This is a genomic window from Stenotrophomonas sp. KH_052 (genome assembly GCF_057838755.1).
Genome location: NZ_CM174475.1, coordinates 1903330 through 1926944 on the forward strand (window position 1 = coordinate 1903330; position 23615 = coordinate 1926944).

Sequence of the window (23615 nt, forward strand, 5' to 3'; positions counted from 1 at the left end):
TGGTGTGGGGGGAGGCCGGTCGTAGTGGGGCGGTCTCCCCCCATTTTTTCGCCGGGCATGGCCCGGCGCTACCCCATCAGTGCCTCTCGGAAATGCTGTGCCAACCAAGGTTGGCACCTACCGGTAGCGCCGGGCCATGCCCGGCGGGAGCATCAACCCGCCACCTTGCCCCAGACCTTGAACGTGGTCAGCCACAGGCCGAGCATGCTGCCCAGGTTGGTCAGCATGAAGGTCAGCACCACGCGGGTGACGCGGTTGCGGTACCAGCCCTTCAGGCTCTGCGCATCGTCGCGCAGTTTCAGGAAGTCCTCGTACGCCGGCTTGCGCAGGCGTGCTTCCACCAGCGCCGAGAACGCGCCGGTTGGAATGCTCAAGCGGAACGGCTTGAACGGCGCCACCGCGATCGCGGTCAGGATGCTCAGCGGATGTCCACCGGCCAGCAGGCAGCCCAGGCCGGCCAGGCCGCCGGTGTACATCGCCCAGGTCGCCAGCAGCTCGGTGCCCACGCCCAGTCCGCCGCGGTAGAAGCCCACGCCGATGCCAGTCGCTACGATGGCCAGGATGCCCAGCGTGAACCACGGGATGTTGCGCTTCTTCGGCACCGATTCCAGCTCGGCGCGCAGCGGTGCCGGTGCCTCGGTGTCGGTTTCCAGATAGCGTGCCAGCCCGGCCAGGTGACCGGCACCGACCACCGCCAGCACTTCGCGCTGCTGCGGGTCGTGCGCTTCGCGCAGGCGCGTGGCCATGTAGCGGTCGCGCTCGCCGATGATGGTCTCGTACAGCGCCGGGCTCTCGCTGGCGAACTCGCCGAAGCTCGACTCCAGCATGTCGCCCTGCTTGAGCTTCTCGATCTCGTTCTCGCCCACTTCCTCCGACGAGAACAGGCCGGCGCCAAGCCCGGCGACCAGCTTCAGCTTGCCGAAGAAGCCCAGCCGCTGCGATGCACGGCGGAAGGTCAGGCCGACTTCACGGTCGATCAGGTGCACCGGCAGATCGCGCTCGCGGGCCAGCTCCACCGCGCGTTTGAGTTCGGCACCCGGCTCGATGTCGAGCTGTTCTGCCAGGCGCCGCTGGTAGGCGGACAGCGCCAGGTTGGCGGCGAACAGGGCGACGCGGCCCTTGCGGATCACCTCGACCAGGTCGAGCTTGGCCAGCGTGTCCGGGTCGCTCAGGGCCTGCAGGCGCTGCGGATCGAGCTCGACGGCCACCGCGTCGAAGCGGCCACTGTCGATCGCTTTTTCCACCGCTTCGACGCTGGCGCGGGAAACGTGCGCGGTGCCGAGCAGGGTGTAGCGCACGCCGTCGCGTTCAACGATGCGTACCGGCTGGCCGGCGAACAGGTCGTCGCCGGTGTCAGGAAGGGTTTCAGTCATGGATTCATTCATTGGAAGGTGCGGTGTCGGCGCCATCGCCGAGCGCGCGCTGCATCTGCACGGTATCCAGCCAGCGGCCGTGCTTGCGGCCGAGGCCACGGAACACACCCACCAGCTCGAAGCCGAAGCGTTCGTGCAGCTTGATGGAGGCGGCATTGGTCGGCTCCCCGATCACCGCCACCATCTGCCGGTAGCCACGCGCCACGCAGGCGTCGATGAGGGCCTGGAGCAGGCCAGTGCCCACGCCCTGGCCCTGGAAGCGGGCATCGACGTAGACCGAATTTTCCACGGTCCACTGGTAGGCGATGCGGGTGCGGTAGGTGTTGGCGTAGGCATAGCCGGCCACCTGGCCGTCGATCTCGGCGACCAGGTAGGGGAAGCCACGGTCGATGATGTCGCGCATGCGGCGCAGCATCTCCGACGTGTCGGGGATGTCGTACTCGTAGGTGTTGACGAAGTCGGTCACTTCCACCGCATAGATCGCGGTGATCGCGTCGATGTCGGCCGGGCCGGCATCACGGATGAGGACGGCCATGCGCGGGCTCCGGCTCAGTCGATGTAGCGCTTGAGCAGGTCGCCGTATGCATCGATGCGGCGATCACGCAGGAACGGCCAGATGCGGCGCACATGCTCGCTGCGCTGCAGGTCGACGTCGCACAGCAGCACGGTGGCGTCGGTGCCGGCCTCGGCCAGGAATTCGCCCTGCGGGCCGAGCACGTGGCTGTTGCCCCAGAACTGGATGCCCGAAGCACCCAGCGGCGAGGCTTCGTGACCGACGCGGTTGCAGCTCAGCACCGGCAGGCCGTTGGCCACGGCGTGGCCGCGGTGGCTCAGCACCCAGGCGTCGCGCTGGCGGGTCTTCTCGTCCTGCACATCGTCCGGGTCCCAGCCGATCGCGGTCGGGTACAGCAGCAGTTCGGCGCCGGCCAGCGCCATCAGGCGTGCCGCTTCCGGATACCACTGGTCCCAGCACACCAGTACGCCGAGGCGGCCCACCGAGGTGTCGATCGGCTTGAAGCCGATGTCGCCCGGGGTGAAGTAGAACTTTTCGTAGAAGCCCGGGTCGTCCGGAATGTGCATTTTGCGGTACTTGCCGAGCAGCGTGCCGTCTTTCTCGAACACCACGGCGGTGTTGTGGTACAGGCCGGCGGCGCGGCGCTCGAACAGCGAGCCGACCAGCACCACGCCATGCTTCTTCGCCAGCGCGCCCAGGCGCTCGGTGCTCGGGCCCGGGATCGGCTCGGCCAGGTCGAACTCATCGACCGACTCGTGCTGGCAGAAATAAGGACCGTTGTGCAGTTCCTGCAGCAGCACCAGCTTGGCACCCTGGGCAGCCGCCTCGGCCACGCGTGCTTCGATCACCGCCAGGTTGGCGGCGGCATCACCGTGGTTGCGCTCCTGGATCAGGGCGACGGTAAGGGGGCTGCGCGAGTTCATGCGGGGCGTTCCTGCGGGGGAAAACCTGCATGTTAGCGCGGATGGGCGGCGACGGCGTGTCGCGCGCTGAATGGGTGCTGGTAGTGCCGGCCGCTGGCCGGCAACCCCGTCAATCCATCAGGCATTGCATGGTTGCCGGCCAGCGGCCGGCACTACCCATCCTCAGGCCTTCAACAACCCGGCCGGCAGCTGCATGGTGATGCAGTGCAGGCTGCCGTTCTGCCAGATCAGCGAGCGGCAGGGCACCTGCACGATCTCGCGGCCCGGGTGCGCCTGCGCCAGTACATCGCGGGCCAGGTCATCGGCCGGATCGCCATAGGCCGGCATCAGCACCGCGCCGTTGACGATCAGGTAGTTGGCGTACGACGCAGCCAGGCGGCGGCCTTCGTCGATCACCGGCTGTGCCCACGGCAGCGGGAACAAGCGGTACGGCTGCCCATCCTTGGTACGCAGTGCGGCCAGCTCGTTGCCCATCGCCTGCAGCTCGGCGTAATGCGAGTCGCTTTCGTCGTCGCAGGCCTGGTAGACGATGCTGTCGGCCGAGGCGAAGCGGGCGAGGGTGTCGATGTGGGCGTCGGTGTCGTCGCCTTCCAGGTAACCGTGGTCCAGCCACAGCACGCGGTCCTGCTGCAGCCAGCCGGCCAGGTCGGCGGTCAGGCTTGCCCGGTCGCGGTCCGGGTGGCGCTCGTGCAGGCACTTCCAGGTGGTCAGCAGGGTGCCTTCACCGTCGGTCTCGATGCCGCCGCCTTCCAGCGCGAACGGGATGCTGCGCACCGGTGCGTCGTTGAACACGCCGGCCTGGTCGAGCACGCCCACCAACTGGTCATCCAGGGTGGCATCGAACTTGCCGCCCCAGCCGGTGAAGCGGAAGTCCAGAAGCTGGAAGCTGCCATCGGCACGGCGCAGGGTGATCGGGCCGGAGTCACGCAGCCAGGTATCGTCGTAGGCCGCCGTGGTGAAGTGGACCTTGTCCATGTCGATGCGGTTGGAGCGCAGCCGCATTTCGGCATAGGTCTCCACATCGTCGTCGGCCACGCAGATCAGCACCGGCTGGAAGCGGGTGATGGCCGCGACCAGCGCGATGTAGGTCTCTTCCACCTGGCCCAGGCGGTCGGCCCAGTCGGTGTCGGCGGTGGGCCAGGCAATCAGGATGCCGCTCTGGGCTTCCCATTCGGCAGGAAAACGAAGGGTCTGGTTCATGGTCTCGCTACACAGGCCCGCGCACGGCGGGTAAAGGGATCAACGGATCGGCGGTTTCGGGCCGATTTCGTTCGGGTCCGCCTGGTTGGCCACCACGTTGATCACCTTCTGCTTCTCGAAGTAGACGGTGAACTGCGGGTACACCCAGCGGTTGATGGTCGGCCATTGGCGCTTCTGCCCGCCACGCGGCTGCAGCTGCTCGCTCGGCGCACCGAACTGCGACTGCACCTGCTGCATGCTCTGGCCGCGCACGGGCAGGGCACCGGCCGGTTTTTCGCGGGCGCGGTCGACAAGCAGGGTATCGGCCAGCGCCGGTGTGGCGACGGCCAGGGTGGCCAACATGGCCAGGGCGGACAGGTAACGCTTCATCTCGAACTACTCCCCAGTGGTCAAGAACGGCGATTACAGCAAAAACGGCAGGAAAAAGCCGCATAAACAAAAAACCGCCCGAAGGCGGCTTTTTGCATCGGGTCGGCCCCGCGTAGGGCCAGCCGCAGCCGCGAGGGCTGTGAGGCTTAGCGCTGACGCGCCTTGAAACGCGGGTTCGACTTGCAGATGACGAAGATCTTGCCACGACGACGCACGACCTTGCAGTCACGGTGACGGGCCTTCGCCGACTTCAGGGAGGACAGGACTTTCATGGCATACCTCGGCGTAAACAGTAGTTGTTCGGGTGGAGCGTGGCCGCGATATGCGAAAGACAATCGGCAGTTGACGCTCGTTCAAGCCCGCCATTCTACCGGGCTTTTCCTCGTGGTTTCAAGTGGTTGCACAAAAGATCCTGCTGGGGGCGTCTGGCAGGGGCTAGAATGGCCTCTTCACACGCTCTGGGACCCCCATGAATCCACTCGCTCCCGTCCTGACCATCGACGGCCCATCCGGGGCCGGCAAGGGTACCATCAGTCGCATCGTGGCGCGCCGGATGGGCTGGCATTACCTGGATTCAGGCGCGCTGTACCGGGCGGTGGGCGTGGCTGCCAGCTGGGCCGACATCGATACCTCCGACGCCTCGGCGCTGGTCCGCTGCACCTTCGATACCCACGTTCAGTTTGTCGAGCAGGGTGAAGCCATGCGGGTCATGGTCAACGGCACCGATGCCACCGACGAGCTGCGCCTGGAGACCACGGGCGCACTGGCCTCGGCCATTGCGGCCATCCCGGAGGTCCGTGCCGCCCTGAAGGAGCGCCAGCGCGCATTCAGGGAGCTGCCGGGCCTGGTCGCCGACGGCCGCGACATGGGCACGGTGATCTTCCCGGATGCCTCCTGCAAGGTCTTTCTGACCGCCAGTGCCGAGGAACGCGCCGAGCGCCGGCATAAGCAGTTGAAAGACAAGGGGGTTTCTGTTAACTTTGATGACCTCCTGCGCGAGATCATGGCCCGCGACGCCCGTGATGCTCAGCGTACCGTGGCGCCCCTGAAGCCGGCAGACGATGCTGTCCTCATCGACACCACAGGCATCGGCATCGATGATGTCGTTGCCCGAGTGATGGATCTGCTTCCGGTTCCGGCTGCCTGATCCGTTCGCGCGGGAGTACTGCCAGCAACACCGGTGGTGGTCGCGCAAAGCAGTGCTGTACCAGCTCCGTCGCGCAATGATGCGTGGCGGTTTTCCTACTACACACGACCTGCGTTTCCGGGGTCGACCAACAGGCGGGCGGTCGCCATTCCCCTGAAGGGGACGCCACCGACCCATGTGTCCAACAGAGTAAATCTAATGACCGAATCATTTGCCGAACTGTTTGAAGCCAGCCAGGCCAACCTGGCCAAGCTGAAGCCGGGCGCCATCGTCAGCGGTACCGTTGTTGAAGTCCGCGGCGACGTCGTGGTGATCAACGCTGGCCTGAAGTCTGAAGGCATCGTGCCGATCGAACAGTTCCGTAACGACGCTGGCGAAATCGACGTCGCCGAAGGCGACATCGTCAAGGTCGCCCTCGACTCGATCGAGAACGGCTTCGGCGAAACCGTCCTGTCGCGCGAGAAGGCCAAGCGCGCGATGGTGTGGGACGAGCTGGAAGAAGCGTTGGAAAAGAACGAAACCATCACCGGCCGCATCAGCGGCAAGGTCAAGGGTGGTTTCACCGTGGACATCAAGGATGTCCGCGCCTTCCTGCCGGGTTCCCTGGTCGATGTGCGCCCGGTGCGCGATCCGGCCTACCTGGAAGGCAAGGAGCTCGAGTTCAAGCTCATCAAGCTGGACCGCAAGCGTAACAACGTCGTGGTTTCGCGCCGCGCTGTCGTCGAAAGCGAGCACTCGGAAGAGCGCGAGCAGCTGATGGACAAGCTGCAGGAAGGCGCGATCCTGAAGGGTGTCGTCAAGAACCTGACCGACTACGGCGCATTCGTGGACCTGGGCGGTATCGACGGCCTGCTGCACATCACCGACATGGCATGGAAGCGCGTGCGCCATCCGTCCGAAGTCGTGAACGTCGGCGACGAGCTGGACGTGCGCGTGCTGAAGTTCGACCGCGAGCGCAACCGCGTTTCGCTGGGCCTGAAGCAGCTGGGCGAAGATCCGTGGGATAACATCGCCCGTCGTTACCCGGCCAACAGCCGCGTGTTCGGCAAGGTCTCCAACGTCACCGATTACGGCGCGTTCGTCGAGATCGAGCCGGGCGTCGAAGGCCTGGTGCACGTTTCCGAAATGGATTGGACCAACAAGAACGTCAACCCGTCCAAGGTCGTGCAGGTCGGTGACGAAGTTGAAGTCATGGTCCTGGACGTGGACGAGGAGCGTCGCCGCATCTCGCTGGGCATGAAGCAGGTTGCCGCCAATCCGTGGGAAACCTTCGCTGCCACCCACAAGAAGGGTGACAAGGTGTCGGGCCAGATCAAGTCGATCACCGACTTCGGCATCTTCATCGGCCTGGACGGCGGCATCGACGGCCTGGTTCACCTGTCCGACATCAGCTGGGCGACCACTGGCGAAGACATCGTTCGCAACTTCAAGAAGGGCGACACCCTGGACGCGGTTGTCCTGGCTGTCGATCCGGAGCGTGAGCGCATCTCGCTGGGCGTCAAGCAGCTGGAGCAGGATCCGTTCGGCCAGTACATGGCTGCCAATCCGAAGGGCTCCAAGGTTGAAGGTGTGGTGAAGGAAGTCGACGCCAAGGGCGCGATCATCGAGCTGGCTGACGGCATCGAAGGTTACGTTTCGGCTCGCGACATCGCCAACGAGCGCGTTGACGACGCCACCCAGCACCTGAAGGTCGGCGACAAGGTCGAAGCCAAGTTCGTGGGCATGGACCGCAAGGGCCGTACCCTGCAGCTGTCGATCAAGGCCAAGGACGACGCGGAAATGCGCGAAGTGCTGGAGGAATACCAGTCCTCTTCGGCTGCCAGCGGCACCACCCAGCTGGGCGCGCTGCTGCGTGCACAGCTGAGCGGCAACAAGTCCGAGTAATCGGCCTTACGCTGTTCGTTGTTTCCTGGACGGCCCGGGCATTGCCCGGGCCGTTTCAGGCTGAGATGCCCCTGATGTGAGCCGGTAATGACCAAATCCGAACTGATCGAAATCCTTGCGCGCCGGCAGGCGCACCTGAAGGCCGATGATGTCGATCTGGCGGTCAAGTCATTGCTGGAAATGATGGGCGGTTCCCTCTCTGCCGGGGATCGCATCGAAATCCGCGGCTTTGGCAGCTTCTCGCTGCACTATCGTCCGCCACGCCTGGGTCGCAACCCGAAGACCGGCGAATCGGTTGCCCTTCCGGGCAAGCACGTCCCCCATTTCAAGCCGGGCAAGGAACTGCGCGAGCGGGTCAGCAGTGTGCTGCCGCTGGACGCCGATCCGGCCTGAGCCCGCCGTCGCGCCACCGCGTGCGAATCGAGCCGCGAGTCGGATAAGCTACGGTCTCCTGCCACTGGAGCTGTCGCATGAAGGTTTTTCGTCTGCTGGTGCTGCTGGCGGTGCTGATCCTTGGACTGATCATTGGTGCGGTCAACATGACGGCCATGTCGATCAACCTGTTGTTCACCCAATTGAATACGTCCGTCGGCGTGGCGCTGATTGCCGCGCTGCTGATCGGCGTGATCGTCGGTGCAGGCCTGGTGCTGGTGAGCGTGGTCATTCCGCTCTACAGCCAGCTGCGCCGCGCCAACAAGTCCGTTGCCGCCACGCCGGCGCCGGTGGTTCCCCCGCAATCTTTTGATGGACGCTGACCGAAGATGGATTTCGTCACCGAGTGGCTGTGGTTTTTCCTGTTCGTTCCCCTGGCCGCATTGGCCGGATGGGTGATCGGCCGGCGTGGCGGGCAACGCCACGGTGACAACCAGGTCAGCCGCCTGTCCAGCACCTATTTCCGCGGCCTGAACTACCTGCTCAACGAGCAGCCGGACAAGGCCATCGAGCTGTTCCTGCACATCGCCGAGCTGGACAAGGAAACCTTCGAGACCCAGGTCGCGTTGGGTCATCTGTTCCGCCGCCGCGGTGAGGTCGATCGCGCCATCCGCCTGCACCAGGGCCTGGTCAACCGCCACGACCTGAGCGACGCGCAGCGCGTGCAGGCACTGCTGGCACTGGGCGAGGACTACATGAAGTCCGGCCTGCTGGATCGCGCCGAGACCGTGTTCACCGAACTGGCACAGCTGGACCAGCGTGCTCCGCAGGCGCTCAAGCACCTGATCGGCATTTACCAGGCCGAGCGTGACTGGGAAAAGGCGATCGACAATGCCACCCGCTTCGAGGACGTGACCGGCGAGCCGATGGGCAAGCTGATCGGCCAGTTCGAGTGCGAGCTGGCCGAGCGCTTCCGCGGTGCCGGCAAGCTGGAAGAGGCGAGGGCGGCGATTGCCCGCGCCTACCAGGCCGACGCGATGTCGGTGCGTGCCGGCATCATCGAGGGCCGCCTGGAAACGGATGCCGGCAACGCAGAAGCAGCCGTGCGCGCGTTCGAGCGCGCGGCCCGCAACGATCCCGAGTACCTGCCCGAGCTGCTGCCGGCGCTGATGGCCAACTACCGCAAGGTCGGTGACCTCGGCGGTGCGCGTGCCTTCCTGTCGGAAATGACCGAGCACTATCGCGGCATCGCCCCGGTGCTGGCGCTGACCCGCCTGATGGAAGAGCAGGAGGGCGTGGCCCCGGCCCGTGCCTACCTCGGCCGCCAGCTCAAGGATCGTCCTTCGGTACGTGGCGAGTCCGCGCTGATCGACCTGACCCTGGCAGAAGGCGCCGATTCCACGGCGACCCTGCACGACCTCAAGCACATCACCGACCAGCTGCTGGTCCGCAACCCCGCTTACCGCTGCACCCGCTGCGGCTTCGGTGCGCGCACCCACCACTGGCAGTGCCCGAGCTGCAAGGAGTGGGGCACGGTCAAGCCACTGCTGAACTACGCGGTGCTCTGATCCATGCCGTGGTTTGTGATGGGGGCGCTGCTGGGATTGGCCCTGCTGAGTGCGGCGCTGACCTGGGCGGCACGCGGTTACGCGCTGCGCCGGCAGCTGATGGACCAGCCCGGCGAGCGCCGCAGCCATAGCGTGGCAACCCCGCGCGGTGGCGGCATTGCCATCGTCATCAGCCTGCTCGTTACGGCGGGCGTGGCGATGTGGGCCTGGCCCGAAGCAACGCCCAGCCTGCTGGTTGCCAGTCTCGGCCTGGTCCTGGTCGCGGGCATCGGCTGGTGGGACGACCACAAGCCGCTTCCGGCCATGCGCCGGCTGATGGTGCACTTCATCGCCGCCGCACTGCTGGCGGCGTTGGTCAAGGTTCATGGTGGCAGCTGGGTGCTGGCCGTACTGGTGCTGCTGTTCACTGCCTCGCTGATCAACATCTGGAACTTCATGGATGGGATCAACGGTATTGCCGCCAGCCAGGCCATCGTGGTCGCTCTGGGCCTGGCGCCGGTGCTGCCCTGGCCGTATTCGCTCGCAGCCGTGGCGTTGGGCCTGGCCTGCCTGGGATTCCTGCCGTTCAACTTTCCGCGGGCACGGATCTTCATGGGTGATGTCGGAAGTGGCGCGCTGGGGTACGCCGTGGCGGTGGTTCTGGCGATCGCCAGCGTGCGTACCGACATCAACTGGATCCTGCTGCTGGTGCCGGCCTCGGCGTTCCTTGTGGACGCAGGCTTCACACTGCTGGCGCGCATCATTTCGGGGCAACGCTGGACGGAACCCCATACCCAGCACGTCTACCAGAGGGCGGTGCAGGCAGGAGCCAGCCACGCCCTGGTGACAGGGATGTACTTTGCTTTGGGCCTGTTCAGTATTACAGTGCTTAATGTCTGCTCGAATTTGCAGCCGAGGTGGGAGGCTGTCGTGGCGATCGCGTGGTTCATTGCGCTGAGCGTCCTTTGGCTCCTCCTGCGCAATGGATTGCGTCACCGACAAGGAACTATCTGACTCATGGCTTCACCCTGGCGGGACAGAATCCTCGGCCTGATGCCGCGTTCGGCCATCGTCTGCCACGACCTCTTCATGGTCTGGGCATGCTGGCAGCTGCTCCATGCGGGGCGCTACTCGATCCTTCCCAACGCGCCTGCGCTTCCCCTGTGGAACGTCGACACCACCCTGGTACTGCTGCTGCAGGGCCTGGTGTTCTGGCGCATAGGCCTGTATCGCGGGCTGTGGCGTTTCGCCAGCGTCAGCGACCTGCTGAACATCTTCAAGGCCAGCTTCATCGGCATGGTCGCCATCGTGCTGGTGCTGATGTGGAAGCGCTTCGACGGCGTGCCGATGTCGGTGCTGGTGATCTATCCGTTCGCGCTGTCGGCGCTGCTGGGCGCGCCGCGGTTGCTGTACCGGGCATGGAAGGATTACCAGTCGCTGCAGTCGGATTCGTCCGCGCGGCGCGTGTTGATCCTGGGTGCCGGCCAGGCCGCCGAGACCCTGGTCCGCGACCTGCGCCGGTCGGGCAACTTCGAACCGGTGGGCCTGCTGGATGATGCGCCGCATCTGCGCGGGGCCAAGCTGCAGGGCCTGCCCATCCTGGGTGGCCTGGACGACGCGCCGGCAGTAGTGCGCGAAACCGCGGCCAAGCTGCTGGTGATTGCGATGCCCTCGCTTGACGCTGCAGGCATGCAGCGCGTGGTCGCCATCTGTGAAAGCACCGGCGTACCATTCCGCACCGTGCCAAAGCTCAGCGACATCCTGCAGGGCCAGTCGCTGCCAGGGCAGTTGAAGGAAGTGGCGATCGAGGACCTGCTCGGTCGCAAGCCGATCATGCCGGACTGGAACCTGATCCGCGGCTGGTTGGGCGGGCGTACGGTGATGGTCACCGGTGCCGGTGGCTCGATCGGCTCGGAGCTGTGCCGCCAGTGCGCGCGCCACGGCGCCGGCCGCATCATCCTGCTGGAGATCAGCGAGCTGCTGTTGCTGACCATTGAAGGTGAACTGCGCCGCAGCTTCCCCGATGTCGAGATCGAAGCGGTACTGGGTGACTGTGGCGACCCGGCGGTGATCCGCCACGCGTTGTCGCTGCATCCGGTCGATACCGCGTTCCACGCCGCTGCCTACAAGCATGTGCCGGTGCTGGAGCGCCAGCTGCGCGAAGCGGTACGCAACAACATCCTGGCCACCGAGAACGTGGCCCGTGCCTGCATGGAGGCACGCGTCGAGCATTTCGTGTTCATCTCCACCGACAAGGCAGTGGACCCGGTCAACGCACTGGGCGCCAGCAAGCGCTACGCCGAGATGATCTGCCAGAGCCTGGACCAGAAGTCCACGCACACCCGGTTCGTCACCGTACGCTTCGGCAACGTGCTGGCCTCGGCCGGCAGTGTGGTGCCGTTGTTCCGCGAACAGATCCTGCGCGGCGGGCCGGTCACCGTCACCGACCCGGAAGTCAGCCGCTACTTCATGACCATTCCGGAGGCTTGCCAGCTGATCCTGCAGGCCGCTGCGTCGGCGTCGCATGGTGCGATCTACACGCTCGACATGGGCGAGCCGGTGCCGATCCGCGTGCTGGCCGAACAGATGATCCGCCTGGCCGGCAAGCAGCCGTACAAGGACGTCCAGATCATCTACACCGGCCTGCGCCCGGGCGAGAAGCTGCACGAGACGCTGTTCTATTCGGACGAGGACTATCGTTCGACCGCACACCCGAAGATCCTTGAGGCCGGTGTGCGCACGTTCGCGCGCGATGTGGTGCTGGGCAATGTCCCGCGCCTGCGCGAGGCGGTGTGCAGCTACGACACGACCAGCATCCAGGAGATCCTGTTCGCGACGATGCCGGAGTTCTCTCCCATCGAACAGGATGCTTACATTTCATCCGCTAAAGTTGTGCCCTTTCCGGCACGTGAGGCCAACAGGCACCAATGAGCAAGCGAATTCGCAAGGCAGTTTTCCCGGTGGCAGGGCTGGGGACGCGTTTTCTGCCAGCAACCAAGACCGTTCCGAAGGAAATGCTGCCGATCATCGACCGGCCGCTGATCCAGTACGCGGTGGATGAAGCGATCGAGGCGGGCTGCGACACGCTGGTGTTCATCACCAACCGCTACAAGCATGCGGTGGCCGATTATTTCGACAAGGCCTACGAACTGGAGCAGAAGCTCGAGCGCGCTGGCAAGCTGGAGCAGCTGGAGTTGATCCGTCATGTGCTGCCCAACGGCGTCCGCGCGATCTTCGTGACCCAGGCTGAAGCACTGGGCCTGGGCCATGCGGTGCTGTGTGCCAAGGCGGTGATCGGCGACGAACCGTTCGCGGTGCTGCTGCCGGACGACCTGATCTGGAACCGTGGCGATGGCGCGCTGAAGCAGATGGCCGACCTCAACGAAGCCAGCGGTGCCAGCGTGATCGCGGTGGAAGACGTGCCGCATGACAAGACCGCCAGCTACGGCATCGTTGCCACCGATGCGTTCGATGGCCGCAAGGGCCGTATCTCTCAGATCGTGGAGAAGCCGAAGCCGGAGGACGCGCCGAGCGACCTGGCCGTGGTCGGCCGCTACGTGCTGAGCCCGAAGATCTTCGAGCTGCTGGAGCAGACCGGCAGTGGTGCCGGTGGCGAGATCCAGCTGACCGATGCGATCGCGCAGCTGCTGAAGTCCGAAGAGGTGGATGCCTATCGTTTCGAGGGCACCCGTTTCGACTGCGGTACGCACCTGGGGCTGGTGGAGGCGACGATCCGCTTCGCGCTGGACAACCCGAAGCTGGCTGGCCCGGCGCGGGAGAAACTGACGGCGATGTTGGCGGAATAAGGTTTTTCGAGCGCTCCGTTCGCGCTTTGATTGATACGTGATGGCGGGATGGGTGGGCCTTTGCAGGACACGCCGTAAACCCGTCCTTGGGGGCTCGATGGCGCCATCCATGGCGCCAACGGTCCTGCAAAGGCCCACCCATCCCACCTGTCAGGTCTCCTGCGGGCGCGGACGGGAAGGGCGGAATCAAGGGCAAGAGCAAAAGCAAAAAAGGCAGCCGATGGCTGCCTTTTCTGTTTCCGCGAGCGTCGAGTCGGGGTCGGATCCCTTTGCGCCGCAAAGGGCTCTGACCCCAGCTCTTGATCCTGCCTTTGCTCACCCTCCGCCGCGGGGAGGCTGGAAGGGCCGGGTCGGCAGGGCTGCCCGGGACCGTTGGCGCCATGGATGGCGCCATCGAGCCCCCATGGATGGGTTCACGGCGTGTCCCGGGCAGCCCTGCCGACCCGGCTCACGCCATGACGCCCAACGAGGCAACGCTTTGAACCTTACAGCGCCTCGAAAATACCCGCTGCGCCCATGCCGGTGCCGATGCACATCGTCACCATGCCGTACTTCTGCTGGCGACGACGCAGGCCGTGCAGCAGGGTCGCGGTACGGATCGCGCCGGTCGCACCCAGCGGGTGGCCCAGGGCGATCGCGCCGCCCAGCGGGTTGACCTTGCTCGGGTCCAGGCCGCAATCGCGGATCACCGCCAGCGACTGCGCGGCGAACGCTTCGTTCAGTTCAATCCAGTCCAGCTGGTCCTGGGTCAGGCCGGCCTGCTTGAGTGCCTTCGGAATCGCGGCGATCGGGCCGATGCCCATCACTTCCGGACGAACGCCGGCCACCGAGAAGCTGACGAAACGCGCCAGCGGGGTCAGGCCGTAGTCCTTGATCGCCTGCTCCGAGGCCAGCAGCACGGCGCCAGCGCCATCGCTCATCTGCGACGAGTTGCCGGCGGTGACGGTACCGCCGAACTGGCCGTTGCGGAACACCGGGCGCAGCTTGGCCAGGCCTTCGGCCGAGGAATCCGGGCGCGGGCCTTCGTCGGTGTCGGCCAGCTTGTTGCGGGTGAGGATGCGCTTGCCGTCAGCCAGGTCCGGCTGGTGCGAGATGATCTCGTACGGGCTGATCTCGTCCTTGAAGTCACCGTTCTGGATCGCGGCCATCGCCTTCTGGTGCGAGGCCAGGGCGAAGGCGTCCTGGTCTTCGCGCGAGACCTTCCACTCTTCGGCGACCTTTTCGGCGGTGATGCCCATGCCGTAGGCGATGGCCACGTGGTCGTTGTCGAACACGCTCGGCGCCATCGCTATCTTGTTGCCCATCATCGGCACCATCGACATCGACTCGGTGCCGCCGGCCAGCATCAGGTCGGCGTTGCCCAGGCGGATCGCGTCGGCGGCCTGCGCCACGGCCTGCAGGCCGGACGAGCAGAAGCGGTTCACGGTCTGCGCGGCGATGGTGTTCGGCAGGCCGGCCAACAGCACGCCGATACGCGCCACGTTCATGCCCTGCTCGGCTTCCGGCATCGCGCAGCCGATGATTGCGTCATCGATGCGGTTGACGTCCACGCCCGGGGCCTGGGCGACGACGCTGCGCAGTACGTGCGCCAGCATGTCGTCGGGGCGGGTGTTGCGGAACATGCCCTTGGGTGCCTTGCCAACCGGGGTACGGGTAGCGGCGACGATGTAGGCGTCCTGGATTTGCTTGGTCATTGCAGTGATCTCTTGAATAGGTTTTGTAGAGTCGAGCCATGCTCGACTGCCACATCAGGGAGTGCCGACCAACGGTCGGCACCCACCAGAGGCAGAGGGATGCCGACCTGGGGTCGGCACCCGCCATCAATCAGTTACGCAGCGGCTTGCCGGTCTTCAGCATGTGCGCGATGCGGGCCTGGGTCTTTTCCTGCTGGGCCAGTTCGACGAAGTGCTTGCGCTCCAGGGTCAGCAGCCACTCTTCGTCGACCAGGGTGCCGCGGTCGACCTTGCCGCCGCACAGCACGGTGGCGATGCGCTCGGCGATCTCGTAGTCGTACGGGCTGATGAAACGGCCTTCCAGCATGTTGACCAGCATCATCTTGAAGGTGGCGATACCGACGTCACCGGCGACCTGGATGCGGCGTGCCGGCAGCGGCGGACGGTAGCCCGCTTCGGCCAGGGCGCGCGCTTCGGCCTTGGCGATGTGCAGCGCCTCGTAGCTGTTGAACACCACCTTGTCGGTGCTGCGCAGCAGGCCCAGTTCCTGGGCGTTGACCGCCGAGTTGGACACCTTGGCCATCGCCACGGTCTCGAAGGTCTTCTTCAGTTCGGCGAACACGTCGCCGCCCGGGCCCGCGGCCTGCGAGGCGCGCACGGCCAGTTCCTTCAGGCCACCACCGGCCGGCAGCAGGCCGACGCCAGCTTCGACCAGGCCGATGTAGCTTTCCAGGAAGGCCACGGTCTTGGCGCTGTGCATCTGGAATTCGCAGCCGCCACCCAGGGCCAGGCCGCGCACGGCAGCCACCACCGGCACCAGCGAGTACTTGATGCGCTGGCTGGTGCGCTGGAAGTTGGCGACCATTTCCTCGAACTGGTCGACCTTGCCGGCCTGCAGCAGGCCCAGCGCGCCGGCCAGGTCGGCACCGGCGGAGAAGGGTTCCTTCTGCTGCCAGATCACCAGGCCCTGGAAGTCCTTCTCGGCGCGGCTGACGCATTCCTGCAGGCCGTCCAGCACCTGGTCGGACACGGTGTTCATCTTGGTCTTGAAGCTGACCACGGCGATGCCATCACCGTCGTGCCACATGCGCAGGCCGTCGTTCTCGAACACGGTCTCGCCCGGCGCGAACTTCTCGCCCAGCAGCGGATCCGGGAAACGCTGGCGCTGGTATACCGGCAGCGACGAGCGCGGCAGCTTGGCGTTGCGCGACGGGCTGTAGCTGCCTTCGGCGGCATGCACGCCGTCGCGGCCATCGAACACCCAGTCCGGCAGCGGGGCGTTGCTCATGCTCTTGCCGGCGACGATGTCATCGGCGATCCACTGCGCGACCTGCTTCCAGCCGGCGGCCTGCCAGGTTTCGAACGGGCCCAGCGACCAGCCGTAGCCCCAGCGGATGGCCAGGTCGACGTCGCGCGCGGTCTCGGCGATGTCGGCCAGGTGGTAGGCGCTGTAGTGGAACAGGTCGCGGAAGGTCGCCCACAGGAACTGTGCCTGCGGGTGCTGGCTCTCGCGCAGCTTGGCGAACTTCTCGGCCGGGTTCTTGATCTTCAGGATCTCGACCACTTCCGGTGCGGCTGCGCGGTCGGCCGGACGGTAGTCCTGCTTCTCCAGGTCCAGCACCACGATGTCCTTGCCGACCTTGCGGAAGATGCCGGCGCCGGTCTTCTGGCCCAGTGCGCCCTTGGAAATCAGCGCGTCCAGCCACTTCGGCGACTTGAAGAACTCGTGCCACGGGTCGTTCGGCAGGGTGTCGCCCATGGTCTTGATGACGTGCGCCATGGTGTCCAGGCCGACCACGTCGGAGGTGCGGTAGGTGGCCGACTTCGGGCGGCCGACCAGCGGGCCGGTCAGACCGTCCACTTCATCGAAGCCCAGGCCGAACTGCTGGGTGTGGTGGATGGTGGACAGGATCGAGAACACGCCGATGCGGTTGCCGATGAAGTTCGGGGTGTCCTTGGCGTACACCACGCCCTTGCCCAGGGTGGTGACCAGGAATTCTTCCAGGCCTTCCAGCACGGCGGCATCGGTGGTGGTGGCCGGGATCAGCTCGGCCAGGTGCATGTAGCGCGGCGGGTTGAAGAAGTGCACGCCGCAGAAGCGATGGCGCAGCTGCTCGGGCAGCACGTCGGCCAGCTTGTTGATGCCCAGGCCCGAGGTGTTGGAAGCCAGCACGGCGTGGTCGGCCACGAACGGCGCGATCTTCTTGTACAGGTCCTGCTTCCAGTCCATGCGCTCGGCGATGGCCTCGATGATCAGGTCGCAGTCCTTCAGCTGCTCCAGGCCGGACTCGTAGTTGGCCGGGGTGATGGCTTCGGCCAGCGACTTGCTGGCCAGCGGTGCCGGGCTCAGCTTGCCCAGGTTGGCGATCGCCTTCAGCACGATGCCGTCAGCCGGACCTTCCTTGGCGGGCAGGTCGAACAGCACGGTGTCGACGCCAGCGTTGGTGAGGTGGGCGGCGATCTGGGCACCCATGACGCCGGCACCCAGCACGGCGGCGCGGCGGACTAGCAGGGAATTGGACATGGTGTAGGGCCTTTGTTGGTCAGCAGTTACTGGGTGGAATCAAAGGGAAGCGGGCAGGGCGCTGGCGCGAGCGGCGGCGCGGAACCCGGCTTCGGCGAAATGGATCAGTTCGTGGGCGGCATGGGCACGATGCGCCGCTTCGGTGACACCGGCGGGACGCTTGATCAGCCCGAAGTCGGCCATGGCGTAGGTGAGCGAGCCGGCCAGGAAGTCCAGGCGCCAGTACAGCTCTTCCTTGCTCAGGTCGGGCACGCATTCGCCGATGGCCTTGCCGAACGCGCGCAGCACGTGGCCGTAATGGTCGGACAGGAACTTGCGCAGGTTGTCGTTCTTCTCGGCGTAGGCGCGGGCGATCACGCGCACGAAGGCGCCGCCGCTCTGGCGGTCCTGGGCCATCGCCAGCGCAGGCTCGACGAAGGCGGCCAGCACCGGGCGCAGCTGGCCGGGGTGCTCGCTGCGGGCGCGCTCGAGCTGCGACAGGCGGGCGCCGGTCATCTCGTCCATGCGGCGGCGGAACACCTCGTTGACCAGGTTTTCCTTGGAACCGAAGTGGTAGTTCACCGCAGCGATGTTGACGTCGGCCTGGCTGGTGACCTGGCGCAGGGAGGTGCCGGCGAAGCCGTGCTGGGCGAACAGCTCCTCGGCGGCGCCGAGGATCCGGTCCTTGGTCGAGAAGTGGGCGGGCTTGGCCATCGGGCAGGCGGACCTTAATCAAACGATTGTTTGATACTAGAACCAGACGGTAGCGTATGGCATTTTGCAGTGCAGCAAAAATGGACCGGGTGGTCAGAATCCGCTCAGGTGGGTGAATGGGGTGGGGCGGGGTCGGATCCCCGAACGGGGCTCCGACCCCGACCTTGGGCCAGGAACGGGGTCAGAGCCCCTGCGGGGATCCGACCCTGGCCCCTCACGGGGTTGCCGGCCAGCGGCCGGCACTACCACCACGCCGCGATATCTTTTACAATCCGCGCACGTTTATCAGGCTAAGCCCGCGTTTCGACGCGGCTTTTTTTTTGTTACCCTTCGGGCCATCAGCGGCCCGATTCCATTGGAGACATCCCATGGCGCTGGAGCGCACCCTTTCGATCATCAAGCCGGACGCCGTTGCCAAGAACGTCATCGGCGAAATCTACGCCCGCTTTGAAAAGGCTGGCCTGAAGGTCGTGGCCGCCAAGTACAAGCAGCTGTCGCGCCGTGAAGCCGAAGGCTTCTACGCCGTGCACCGCGAGCGTCCGTTCTTCAACGCGCTGGTCGAGTTCATGATCTCCGGCCCGGTGATGATCCAGGCCCTGGAAGGCGAGAACGCCGTCCTGGCCCACCGCGACCTGCTGGGCGCCACCAACCCGAAGGAAGCCGCGCCGGGCACCATCCGCGCCGACTTCGCCGAATCCATCGATGCCAACGCCGCCCACGGCTCGGACTCGGTCGAGAATGCAGCGATTGAAATCGCCTACTTCTTCGCCGCCACCGAAGTCGTTTCGCGCTGAGAGTAATGCCGTGAACGAGGTCGTACAGACACCCGCCATCCAGCCGCTGCCGAAGTCGGCACCCACGGCTGGCAAGCAGAACCTGCTCGACCTCGATCGCGCGGGCCTGGAGAAGTTTTTCGTCGAGGTTCTTGGCGAGAAGAAGTTCCGTGCCCATCAGGTGATGAAGTGGATCCACCATCGCTACGTCACCGAGTTCGATGAGATGACCGACCTCGGCAAGGTCCTGCGCGCCAAGCTGCAGGAGCATGCCGAGGTCCTCGTCCCGAACATCGTGTTCGACAAGCCCTCCGCCGACGGCACCCACAAGTGGCTGCTGGCGATGGGCGTGGATGGCAAGAACGCCATCGAGACCGTGTACATCCCCGACAAGACCCGCGGCACGCTGTGCGTGTCCTCGCAGGTCGGTTGTGGCCTGAACTGCACGTTCTGTTCCACTGCCACCCAGGGCTTCAACCGCAACCTGACCACCGCCGAGATCATCGGCCAGGTGTGGGTTGCCGCACGCCACCTGGGCAACGTGCCGCACCAGATGCGCCGTCTTACCAACGTGGTGATGATGGGCATGGGCGAGCCGTTGATGAATTTCGACAACGTCGTGCGCGCCATGAGCGTGATGCGCGACGACCTGGGCTACGGCCTGGCCAACAAGCGCGTGACCCTGTCGACCTCCGGCCTGGTGCCGCAGATCGACCGCCTGTCCACCGAAAGCGACGTGTCGCTGGCGGTGTCGCTGCATGCGCCCAACGATGCGCTGCGCGAGACGCTGGTGCCGCTCAACAAGAAGTACCCGATTGCCGAGCTGATGGCTTCGTGCGCACGCTACCTGCGCGCCAACAAGCGCCGCGAATCGGTGACCTTCGAGTACACCCTGATGAAGGGCATCAACGACAAGCCCGAGCATGCCCGCGAGTTGGCGCGCCTGATGCGCCAGTTCGACAACGCGGTGCAGGCCAAGGACTCGGGCAAGGTCAACCTGATCCCGTTCAACCCGTTCCCGGGCACCCGCTACGAGCGTTCGGAAGAAGCGCATATCCGCGCCTTCCAGAAGATCCTGCTCGACAGCAACGTGCTGACCATGGTCCGCCGCACCCGTGGCGACGACATCGACGCCGCCTGTGGCCAGCTCAAGGGCCAAGTGATGGACCGCACACGCCGCCAGGCCGAGTTCAACAAGACGCTTCAGGCGGGGAAGGGGAGCGATGCCGCGGCCTGACCGCCTCTGGCTGGTCCTGATCGCAGGCGTGCTGGCCATTTCGGTCGGCGGCTGCAAATCCCACTCCAAGGCCAAGCTGGGCCCCAGCATGGCGCCGGTGTACTCCGTGCGTGACCCGGACAACGTCCGGCGCCAGGTGCGCTGGCAGGATCTGCTGTCCCTGGCGGCGCGCGACCTGCAGGTCGGCAACCTTGATGCTGCCGAGCGCAAGGTCCGCGAGGCGCAGAAGCTGGCCCCGGATGCGCCGGACGGTGTGGTGCTGCTGGCTGGCATCGACGAGCGCCGCGGCCGTACCCAGCAGGCTGGCGAGAACTTCCGCCGGGCTGCTGAGTTGGCGCCGCAGCGCGGCGACGTGCTCAACAATTACGGCGCCTGGCTGTGCCAGCAGGGGCGGCCGGCCGAGTCGCTGGTCTGGTTCGATCGCGCATTGCAGGCCCCCGGCTATGCTGCAGCGGCCGAAGCGCAGGCCAATGCGGGCGGTTGTGCGCTGGATGCCGGCCAGCTCGAGCGTGCCGAGCGCGACCTGCGCGCGGCACTCGCAGTGCTGCCCGGCAACCCGGTTGCGCTGGAGGCGATGGCTCAGTTGAGCTTCCGCCAGGGCCGCTTCATGGAGGCCCGGGCCTTCGCCGAACGTAGGATTGCAGCTGCACCCGCAACGCGTTCCGTGTTACAACTTGCGTCTCAAATCGAAGCGCGGCTGGGTGATCGGGCGGCATCTGATCGCTATCTTCAGCGGATTCGACAGGAATTTCCGCAGGAAGCGGGCTCCTAACTCCAGGGTTGATGCATTGTGATTGATGACCAGACTGTGAGCGCTCTCGAGACTGCGGCCGGCTGCGGCACCCGCCTGCGCCAGGCCCGTGAGGCGGCCGGACTGACCCTCGAAGATGTCGGCTCGCGCCTGCGCATGCCGATCCAGGTGGTCAGGTCGCTGGAAGAAGAACAATGGCAGAAGCTCGGCGCGCCGGTGTTCGTGCGCGGCCAGCTGCGCAGCTATGCGCGCCTGCTCGACGTGGACGTGGGCCAGCTGCTGGAGCAGGCCCAGGTCGGGCCGGTGGTCCCGCCCACCCTGGTCAGCCATACCCATACCCCGCGTGCGCGCCGTATCGCCGAGAACCTCGGTCGGCGCGTGCTCTATGTCGGTATCACCGCGGTGCTGGCCGTGCCGGTGTGGTTCGCCACCCGTGGCCACTTCGATGGCAGTGCCCCCCCGGCGCCGAATACCGCGTCGCTGGATGCGCTGCCGGCCGCCGTGCCGGTGACCCCGTCGGCGGCAGGCATCGAGCCGTCCGCGCCGGTCGAAGTGGCGGCTGCTCCGGCCAGCAAGCCGGCGGCAACCCCGTACGTGGCCTCGCTGGCTCCGGTGCCGCGTTCGGCCCCGGCCGCCGCTGCGGCCAATTCGCTGGACATGCAGTTCAACGGCGACAGCTGGGTCGATATCGGTGGCCCGGATGGCACCAGCGTCGAGAAGGCGCTGATCAAGTCCGGCGAGAGCCGCAGCTTCACCCCGGGCCAGGTTGCCCGGGTCACGCTGGGCAATGCCTCGGCGGTCCAGGTTCAGCAGAATGGCGCTATCGTCGATCTGACCCCCTACCAGCGAGCCAACGTGGCACGCTTTCAGGTATCCTCTGAAGGCTCCGTAGTCCCGGTTTCGCACTGAGGCGCGGTTTCACCACCTTCGATTAATCCCAATGGTCCCTCCCGACGGGCGGGGCGAGAGTACGCATGGCGATCGACGACCTGCTCGACGAGCACGAACAAAGTGAACGCGTCCGCAGTTGGCTGCGGAAGAATGGCGCCAGCATCCTCGGTGGCGTAGTCATCGCCATCGGTGCCATTGCCGGCTGGCAGTGGTACCAGAAGGATCAGGGCGGCAAGCTGGCCTCGGCCAATGTCGAGTACCAGAAGGCCCTGGTCGGCCTTCAGCAGAACAAGCTTGACGACGCCTCCAAGGCGGTCAAGGCGCTCGAAGCTGGTCCGTCCAGCATCTACGGCGACCTCGCGGCGCTGCAGCTGGCCAAGGCCCAGGTCGACGCCGGCAAGAACGAAGAAGCGCTGGCCACCCTGCGCGCCGTGAAGGTCGAAGGCGACCTGCAGCGTGTGGTCGACCAGCGCGTGGCCCGCCTGCTGGTGGCGACCGGCAAGAGCGACGAGGCCATCAAGCTGCTCGGCAGTGCCACTGACAGCAGCAGCCTGGAGATCCATGGCGACGCGCTGATGGCGCAGGGCAAGCGCGATGACGCCCGTGCACAGTACGAGAAGGCGCTGAAGTCGCTGGACGTGGCAGCGCCGCAGCGGCGCCTGCTGGAAACCAAGGTTATGGATGCTGGCGGCACGGTCGCCGCCCCTGCGGAGTCGGTTTGATGAGTCAGAAGGTCATGATCACCCGCGTCGCCACCGTGCTCCTGATGGGCATGGCGTTGACTGGCTGCAGCACCGTGAAGGGCTGGTTCGCCGGTAAGGACGCGGCAGCGAAGAAGGCCCAGGAGCCGGCTGAACTGGTCAAGTTCGAGCCCTCCGTGAAGGTCAACAAGGCCTGGTCGGTCAACCTCGGCAAGGGCGAGCGCCGCATCGGCGTGCGCCAGGGCCCGGCAGTGGCCAACGGCCACGTGTTCGCCGCGGCGATCACCGGTGGCGTCCACGCCATCGACCTGCAGACCGGCAAGAAGGTCTGGACCTGGGAGCCGAAGAAGGAAAAGAAGAAGGCCAAGCTGCGCCTGTCCGGTGGCCCGGGTGTCGGTGAGAATCTGGTCGTGATCGGCACGCTCGATGGCCAGGTCATCGCCCTGGACATCAACGACGGCAGCGAGAAGTGGCGCGCCCGTGTTCCGGGTGAAGTCATTGCCGCGCCGGCCGTTGCCCAGGGCATGGTCTTCGTGCGCAGCAATGATGGCCGTGTGACCGCTTTCGATGTCGGCAACGGCACCCAGAAGTGGTTCAACCCGAGCGAGCTGCCGGCGCTGACCGTGCGTGGCAACGCGCCGGTGGTGACCGGTCCGGGCGTGCTGTTCATCGGCAAGGATGAAGGCGCGGTTGCCGCGCTTGCCATGCAGGATGGCCGCACCCTGTGGGAACAGAACCTCGGCAACGGCGAAGGCCGTACCGAGCTGGAGCGCATGGCCGACGTCGATGGCGCCCCGGTGCTGGAGGGCAACACCCTCTATGTGAGCAGCTTCAAGAACCAGACCATGGCCATCGAAGGCCCGACCGGTCGCCCGCTGTGGGCGCGCGACCATGGCGGCGCGGGTGGCGTGGCGGTTTCGTCTGGCAATGTTTTCGTTACCGACAACAAGGGCGGCGTGTTCGGCCTGGACAAGGCGACCGGCGCAGCAATGTGGTCGCAGACCGAGCTGGCGCGTCGTTCGCTGACCGGCCCGGCGCTGCACGGCGACTACGTGGTGGTCGGTGACTACAAGGGATACGTGCACTGGTTGAAGACCGCCGATGGGGCGATGGCTGCACGGGCAAAGAGCGGCGGTGACGCCCTGCTTGCCCAGCCAATCGTCGTAGACGGGGTGCTGCTGGTGCAGAACGTGGATGGCAAGCTGACCGCCTTCCGGTTGGCAAATTAAAAATGGAG

The 23615-nt window shown here is 65.8% G+C and carries 23 protein-coding genes; 14 read left to right on the forward strand and 9 right to left on the reverse strand.

Annotated features, from left to right (window positions below; all coding sequences use genetic code 11):
- Nucleotides 1-152 precede the first annotated feature (152 nt).
- The 6 genes from AC3ITW_RS08810 to ykgO all read right to left on the reverse strand — a co-directional run bounded on the left by AC3ITW_RS08810 (nt 153) and on the right by ykgO (nt 4651).
- Nucleotides 153-1373 (reverse strand): TraB/GumN family protein, encoded by a 1221-nt coding sequence (locus AC3ITW_RS08810; RefSeq protein WP_087943700.1) that lies wholly within the window; start codon nt 1371-1373, stop codon nt 153-155.
- A gap of 4 nt (nt 1374-1377) precedes the next feature.
- The gene (locus AC3ITW_RS08815; RefSeq protein ID WP_012510787.1) at nt 1378-1908 is read right to left on the reverse strand and encodes a GNAT family N-acetyltransferase; all 531 of its coding nucleotides are present in this window, start codon (nt 1906-1908) and stop codon (nt 1378-1380) included.
- Nucleotides 1909-1922: 14 nt separating this feature from the next.
- The gene (locus tag AC3ITW_RS08820) at nt 1923-2810 is read right to left on the reverse strand and encodes a carbon-nitrogen hydrolase (RefSeq protein ID WP_005409280.1); all 888 of its coding nucleotides are present in this window, start codon (nt 2808-2810) and stop codon (nt 1923-1925) included.
- A gap of 162 nt (nt 2811-2972) precedes the next feature.
- Nucleotides 2973-4010, reverse strand: coding sequence for an agmatine deiminase family protein (locus tag AC3ITW_RS08825; protein WP_100434470.1), 1038 nt, complete (start codon nt 4008-4010; stop codon nt 2973-2975).
- A 39-nt stretch (nt 4011-4049) separates the two neighbouring features.
- Nucleotides 4050-4379 (reverse strand): hypothetical protein, encoded by a 330-nt coding sequence (locus AC3ITW_RS08830; RefSeq protein WP_012510789.1) that lies wholly within the window; start codon nt 4377-4379, stop codon nt 4050-4052.
- 146 nt (nt 4380-4525) lie between these two features.
- Entirely contained in the window at nt 4526-4651 is a 126-nt protein-coding gene (gene ykgO, locus AC3ITW_RS08835) for a type B 50S ribosomal protein L36 (protein WP_005409283.1), read from the reverse strand.
- A gap of 197 nt (nt 4652-4848) precedes the next feature.
- Here ykgO and cmk point away from each other — a divergent pair, with 197 nt between their 5' ends.
- The 8 genes from cmk (at nt 4849) to galU (ending at nt 13135) form a co-directional block, all read left to right on the forward strand.
- Complete coding sequence (gene cmk, locus AC3ITW_RS08840) at nt 4849-5526, forward strand: (d)CMP kinase (RefSeq protein ID WP_100434472.1); 678 nt, start codon at nt 4849-4851, stop codon at nt 5524-5526.
- Between the two features lie 198 nt (nt 5527-5724).
- Complete coding sequence (gene rpsA / locus AC3ITW_RS08845) at nt 5725-7410, forward strand: 30S ribosomal protein S1 (RefSeq protein ID WP_012510790.1); 1686 nt, start codon at nt 5725-5727, stop codon at nt 7408-7410.
- Between the two features lie 87 nt (nt 7411-7497).
- Entirely contained in the window at nt 7498-7803 is a 306-nt protein-coding gene (locus AC3ITW_RS08850) for an integration host factor subunit beta (RefSeq protein ID WP_005409286.1), read from the forward strand.
- Nucleotides 7804-7880: 77 nt separating this feature from the next.
- Nucleotides 7881-8165, forward strand: a complete 285-nt coding sequence (locus AC3ITW_RS08855) for a LapA family protein (RefSeq protein ID WP_006361595.1) — start codon at nt 7881-7883, stop codon at nt 8163-8165.
- A gap of 6 nt (nt 8166-8171) precedes the next feature.
- Nucleotides 8172-9350, forward strand: coding sequence for a lipopolysaccharide assembly protein LapB (lapB, locus tag AC3ITW_RS08860; RefSeq protein ID WP_012510791.1), 1179 nt, complete (start codon nt 8172-8174; stop codon nt 9348-9350).
- 3 nt (nt 9351-9353) lie between these two features.
- A complete protein-coding gene (locus AC3ITW_RS08865; protein WP_448122831.1) occupies nt 9354-10343 on the forward strand; it encodes an MraY family glycosyltransferase in 990 nt (329 codons plus the stop codon).
- A gap of 3 nt (nt 10344-10346) precedes the next feature.
- Entirely contained in the window at nt 10347-12260 is a 1914-nt protein-coding gene (locus tag AC3ITW_RS08870; RefSeq protein ID WP_065723016.1) for a polysaccharide biosynthesis protein, read from the forward strand.
- Nucleotides 12257-13135 (forward strand): UTP--glucose-1-phosphate uridylyltransferase GalU, encoded by an 879-nt coding sequence (gene galU / locus AC3ITW_RS08875; RefSeq protein WP_448122833.1) that lies wholly within the window; start codon nt 12257-12259, stop codon nt 13133-13135. The genes AC3ITW_RS08870 and galU overlap by 4 nt, the downstream gene beginning before the upstream one ends.
- A 485-nt stretch (nt 13136-13620) precedes the next feature.
- On the opposite strand, the gene AC3ITW_RS08880 is transcribed toward galU, so the two are convergent.
- The 3 genes from AC3ITW_RS08880 to AC3ITW_RS08890 all read right to left on the reverse strand — a co-directional run bounded on the left by AC3ITW_RS08880 (nt 13621) and on the right by AC3ITW_RS08890 (nt 18025).
- On the reverse strand, nt 13621-14829 hold the full coding sequence (locus AC3ITW_RS08880; RefSeq protein WP_012510794.1) for an acetyl-CoA C-acyltransferase: 1209 nt from the start codon (nt 14827-14829) through the stop codon (nt 13621-13623).
- Between the two features lie 130 nt (nt 14830-14959).
- Entirely contained in the window at nt 14960-17332 is a 2373-nt protein-coding gene (locus tag AC3ITW_RS08885; protein WP_489390241.1) for a 3-hydroxyacyl-CoA dehydrogenase/enoyl-CoA hydratase family protein, read from the reverse strand.
- 39 nt (nt 17333-17371) lie between these two features.
- Nucleotides 17372-18025, reverse strand: coding sequence for a TetR/AcrR family transcriptional regulator (locus tag AC3ITW_RS08890; protein ID WP_489390242.1), 654 nt, complete (start codon nt 18023-18025; stop codon nt 17372-17374).
- A gap of 368 nt (nt 18026-18393) precedes the next feature.
- On the opposite strand from AC3ITW_RS08890, the gene ndk reads away from it, so the two are divergent.
- From ndk to bamB, 6 genes are all read left to right on the forward strand, one after another.
- Nucleotides 18394-18819: a nucleoside-diphosphate kinase gene (gene ndk, locus AC3ITW_RS08895; RefSeq protein ID WP_005409295.1), complete on the forward strand. Its 426-nt coding sequence runs from the start codon at nt 18394-18396 to the stop codon at nt 18817-18819.
- 10 nt (nt 18820-18829) lie between these two features.
- Nucleotides 18830-20035 (forward strand): dual-specificity RNA methyltransferase RlmN, encoded by a 1206-nt coding sequence (rlmN, locus tag AC3ITW_RS08900; RefSeq protein ID WP_065723019.1) that lies wholly within the window; start codon nt 18830-18832, stop codon nt 20033-20035.
- The gene (pilW, locus tag AC3ITW_RS08905) at nt 20022-20807 is read left to right on the forward strand and encodes a type IV pilus biogenesis/stability protein PilW (protein WP_100468254.1); all 786 of its coding nucleotides are present in this window, start codon (nt 20022-20024) and stop codon (nt 20805-20807) included. The genes rlmN and pilW overlap by 14 nt, the downstream gene beginning before the upstream one ends.
- Before the next feature lie 18 nt (nt 20808-20825).
- Nucleotides 20826-21695, forward strand: coding sequence for a RodZ domain-containing protein (locus tag AC3ITW_RS08910; protein ID WP_100468255.1), 870 nt, complete (start codon nt 20826-20828; stop codon nt 21693-21695).
- Nucleotides 21696-21760: 65 nt separating this feature from the next.
- A complete protein-coding gene (locus AC3ITW_RS08915) occupies nt 21761-22399 on the forward strand; it encodes a YfgM family protein (protein WP_012510799.1) in 639 nt (212 codons plus the stop codon).
- The gene (bamB, locus tag AC3ITW_RS08920; RefSeq protein WP_012510800.1) at nt 22399-23607 is read left to right on the forward strand and encodes an outer membrane protein assembly factor BamB; all 1209 of its coding nucleotides are present in this window, start codon (nt 22399-22401) and stop codon (nt 23605-23607) included. The genes AC3ITW_RS08915 and bamB overlap by 1 nt, the downstream gene beginning before the upstream one ends.
- Nucleotides 23608-23615: the final 8 nt, after the last annotated feature.

Bases quoted from the DNA above. Each gene is read 5' to 3' on its own strand.
- AC3ITW_RS08810 (WP_087943700.1), bottom strand. From the start codon at position 1,373: ATGACTGAAACCCTTCCTGACACCGGCGACGACCTGTTCGCCGGCCAG.
- AC3ITW_RS08815 (WP_012510787.1), bottom strand. From the start codon at position 1,908: ATGGCCGTCCTCATCCGTGATGCCGGCCCGGCCGACATCGACGCGATC.
- AC3ITW_RS08820 (WP_005409280.1), bottom strand. From the start codon at position 2,810: ATGAACTCGCGCAGCCCCCTTACCGTCGCCCTGATCCAGGAGCGCAAC.
- AC3ITW_RS08825 (WP_100434470.1), bottom strand. From the start codon at position 4,010: ATGAACCAGACCCTTCGTTTTCCTGCCGAATGGGAAGCCCAGAGCGGC.
- AC3ITW_RS08830 (WP_012510789.1), bottom strand. From the start codon at position 4,379: ATGAAGCGTTACCTGTCCGCCCTGGCCATGTTGGCCACCCTGGCCGTC.
- ykgO (WP_005409283.1), bottom strand. From the start codon at position 4,651: ATGAAAGTCCTGTCCTCCCTGAAGTCGGCGAAGGCCCGTCACCGTGAC.
- cmk (WP_100434472.1), top strand. From the start codon at position 4,849: ATGAATCCACTCGCTCCCGTCCTGACCATCGACGGCCCATCCGGGGCC.
- rpsA (WP_012510790.1), top strand. From the start codon at position 5,725: ATGACCGAATCATTTGCCGAACTGTTTGAAGCCAGCCAGGCCAACCTG.
- AC3ITW_RS08850 (WP_005409286.1), top strand. From the start codon at position 7,498: ATGACCAAATCCGAACTGATCGAAATCCTTGCGCGCCGGCAGGCGCAC.
- AC3ITW_RS08855 (WP_006361595.1), top strand. From the start codon at position 7,881: ATGAAGGTTTTTCGTCTGCTGGTGCTGCTGGCGGTGCTGATCCTTGGA.
- lapB (WP_012510791.1), top strand. From the start codon at position 8,172: ATGGATTTCGTCACCGAGTGGCTGTGGTTTTTCCTGTTCGTTCCCCTG.
- AC3ITW_RS08865 (WP_448122831.1), top strand. From the start codon at position 9,354: ATGCCGTGGTTTGTGATGGGGGCGCTGCTGGGATTGGCCCTGCTGAGT.
- AC3ITW_RS08870 (WP_065723016.1), top strand. From the start codon at position 10,347: ATGGCTTCACCCTGGCGGGACAGAATCCTCGGCCTGATGCCGCGTTCG.
- galU (WP_448122833.1), top strand. From the start codon at position 12,257: ATGAGCAAGCGAATTCGCAAGGCAGTTTTCCCGGTGGCAGGGCTGGGG.
- AC3ITW_RS08880 (WP_012510794.1), bottom strand. From the start codon at position 14,829: ATGACCAAGCAAATCCAGGACGCCTACATCGTCGCCGCTACCCGTACC.
- AC3ITW_RS08885 (WP_489390241.1), bottom strand. From the start codon at position 17,332: ATGTCCAATTCCCTGCTAGTCCGCCGCGCCGCCGTGCTGGGTGCCGGC.
- AC3ITW_RS08890 (WP_489390242.1), bottom strand. From the start codon at position 18,025: ATGGCCAAGCCCGCCCACTTCTCGACCAAGGACCGGATCCTCGGCGCC.
- ndk (WP_005409295.1), top strand. From the start codon at position 18,394: ATGGCGCTGGAGCGCACCCTTTCGATCATCAAGCCGGACGCCGTTGCC.
- pilW (WP_100468254.1), top strand. From the start codon at position 20,022: ATGCCGCGGCCTGACCGCCTCTGGCTGGTCCTGATCGCAGGCGTGCTG.
- AC3ITW_RS08915 (WP_012510799.1), top strand. From the start codon at position 21,761: ATGGCGATCGACGACCTGCTCGACGAGCACGAACAAAGTGAACGCGTC.
- bamB (WP_012510800.1), top strand. From the start codon at position 22,399: ATGAGTCAGAAGGTCATGATCACCCGCGTCGCCACCGTGCTCCTGATG.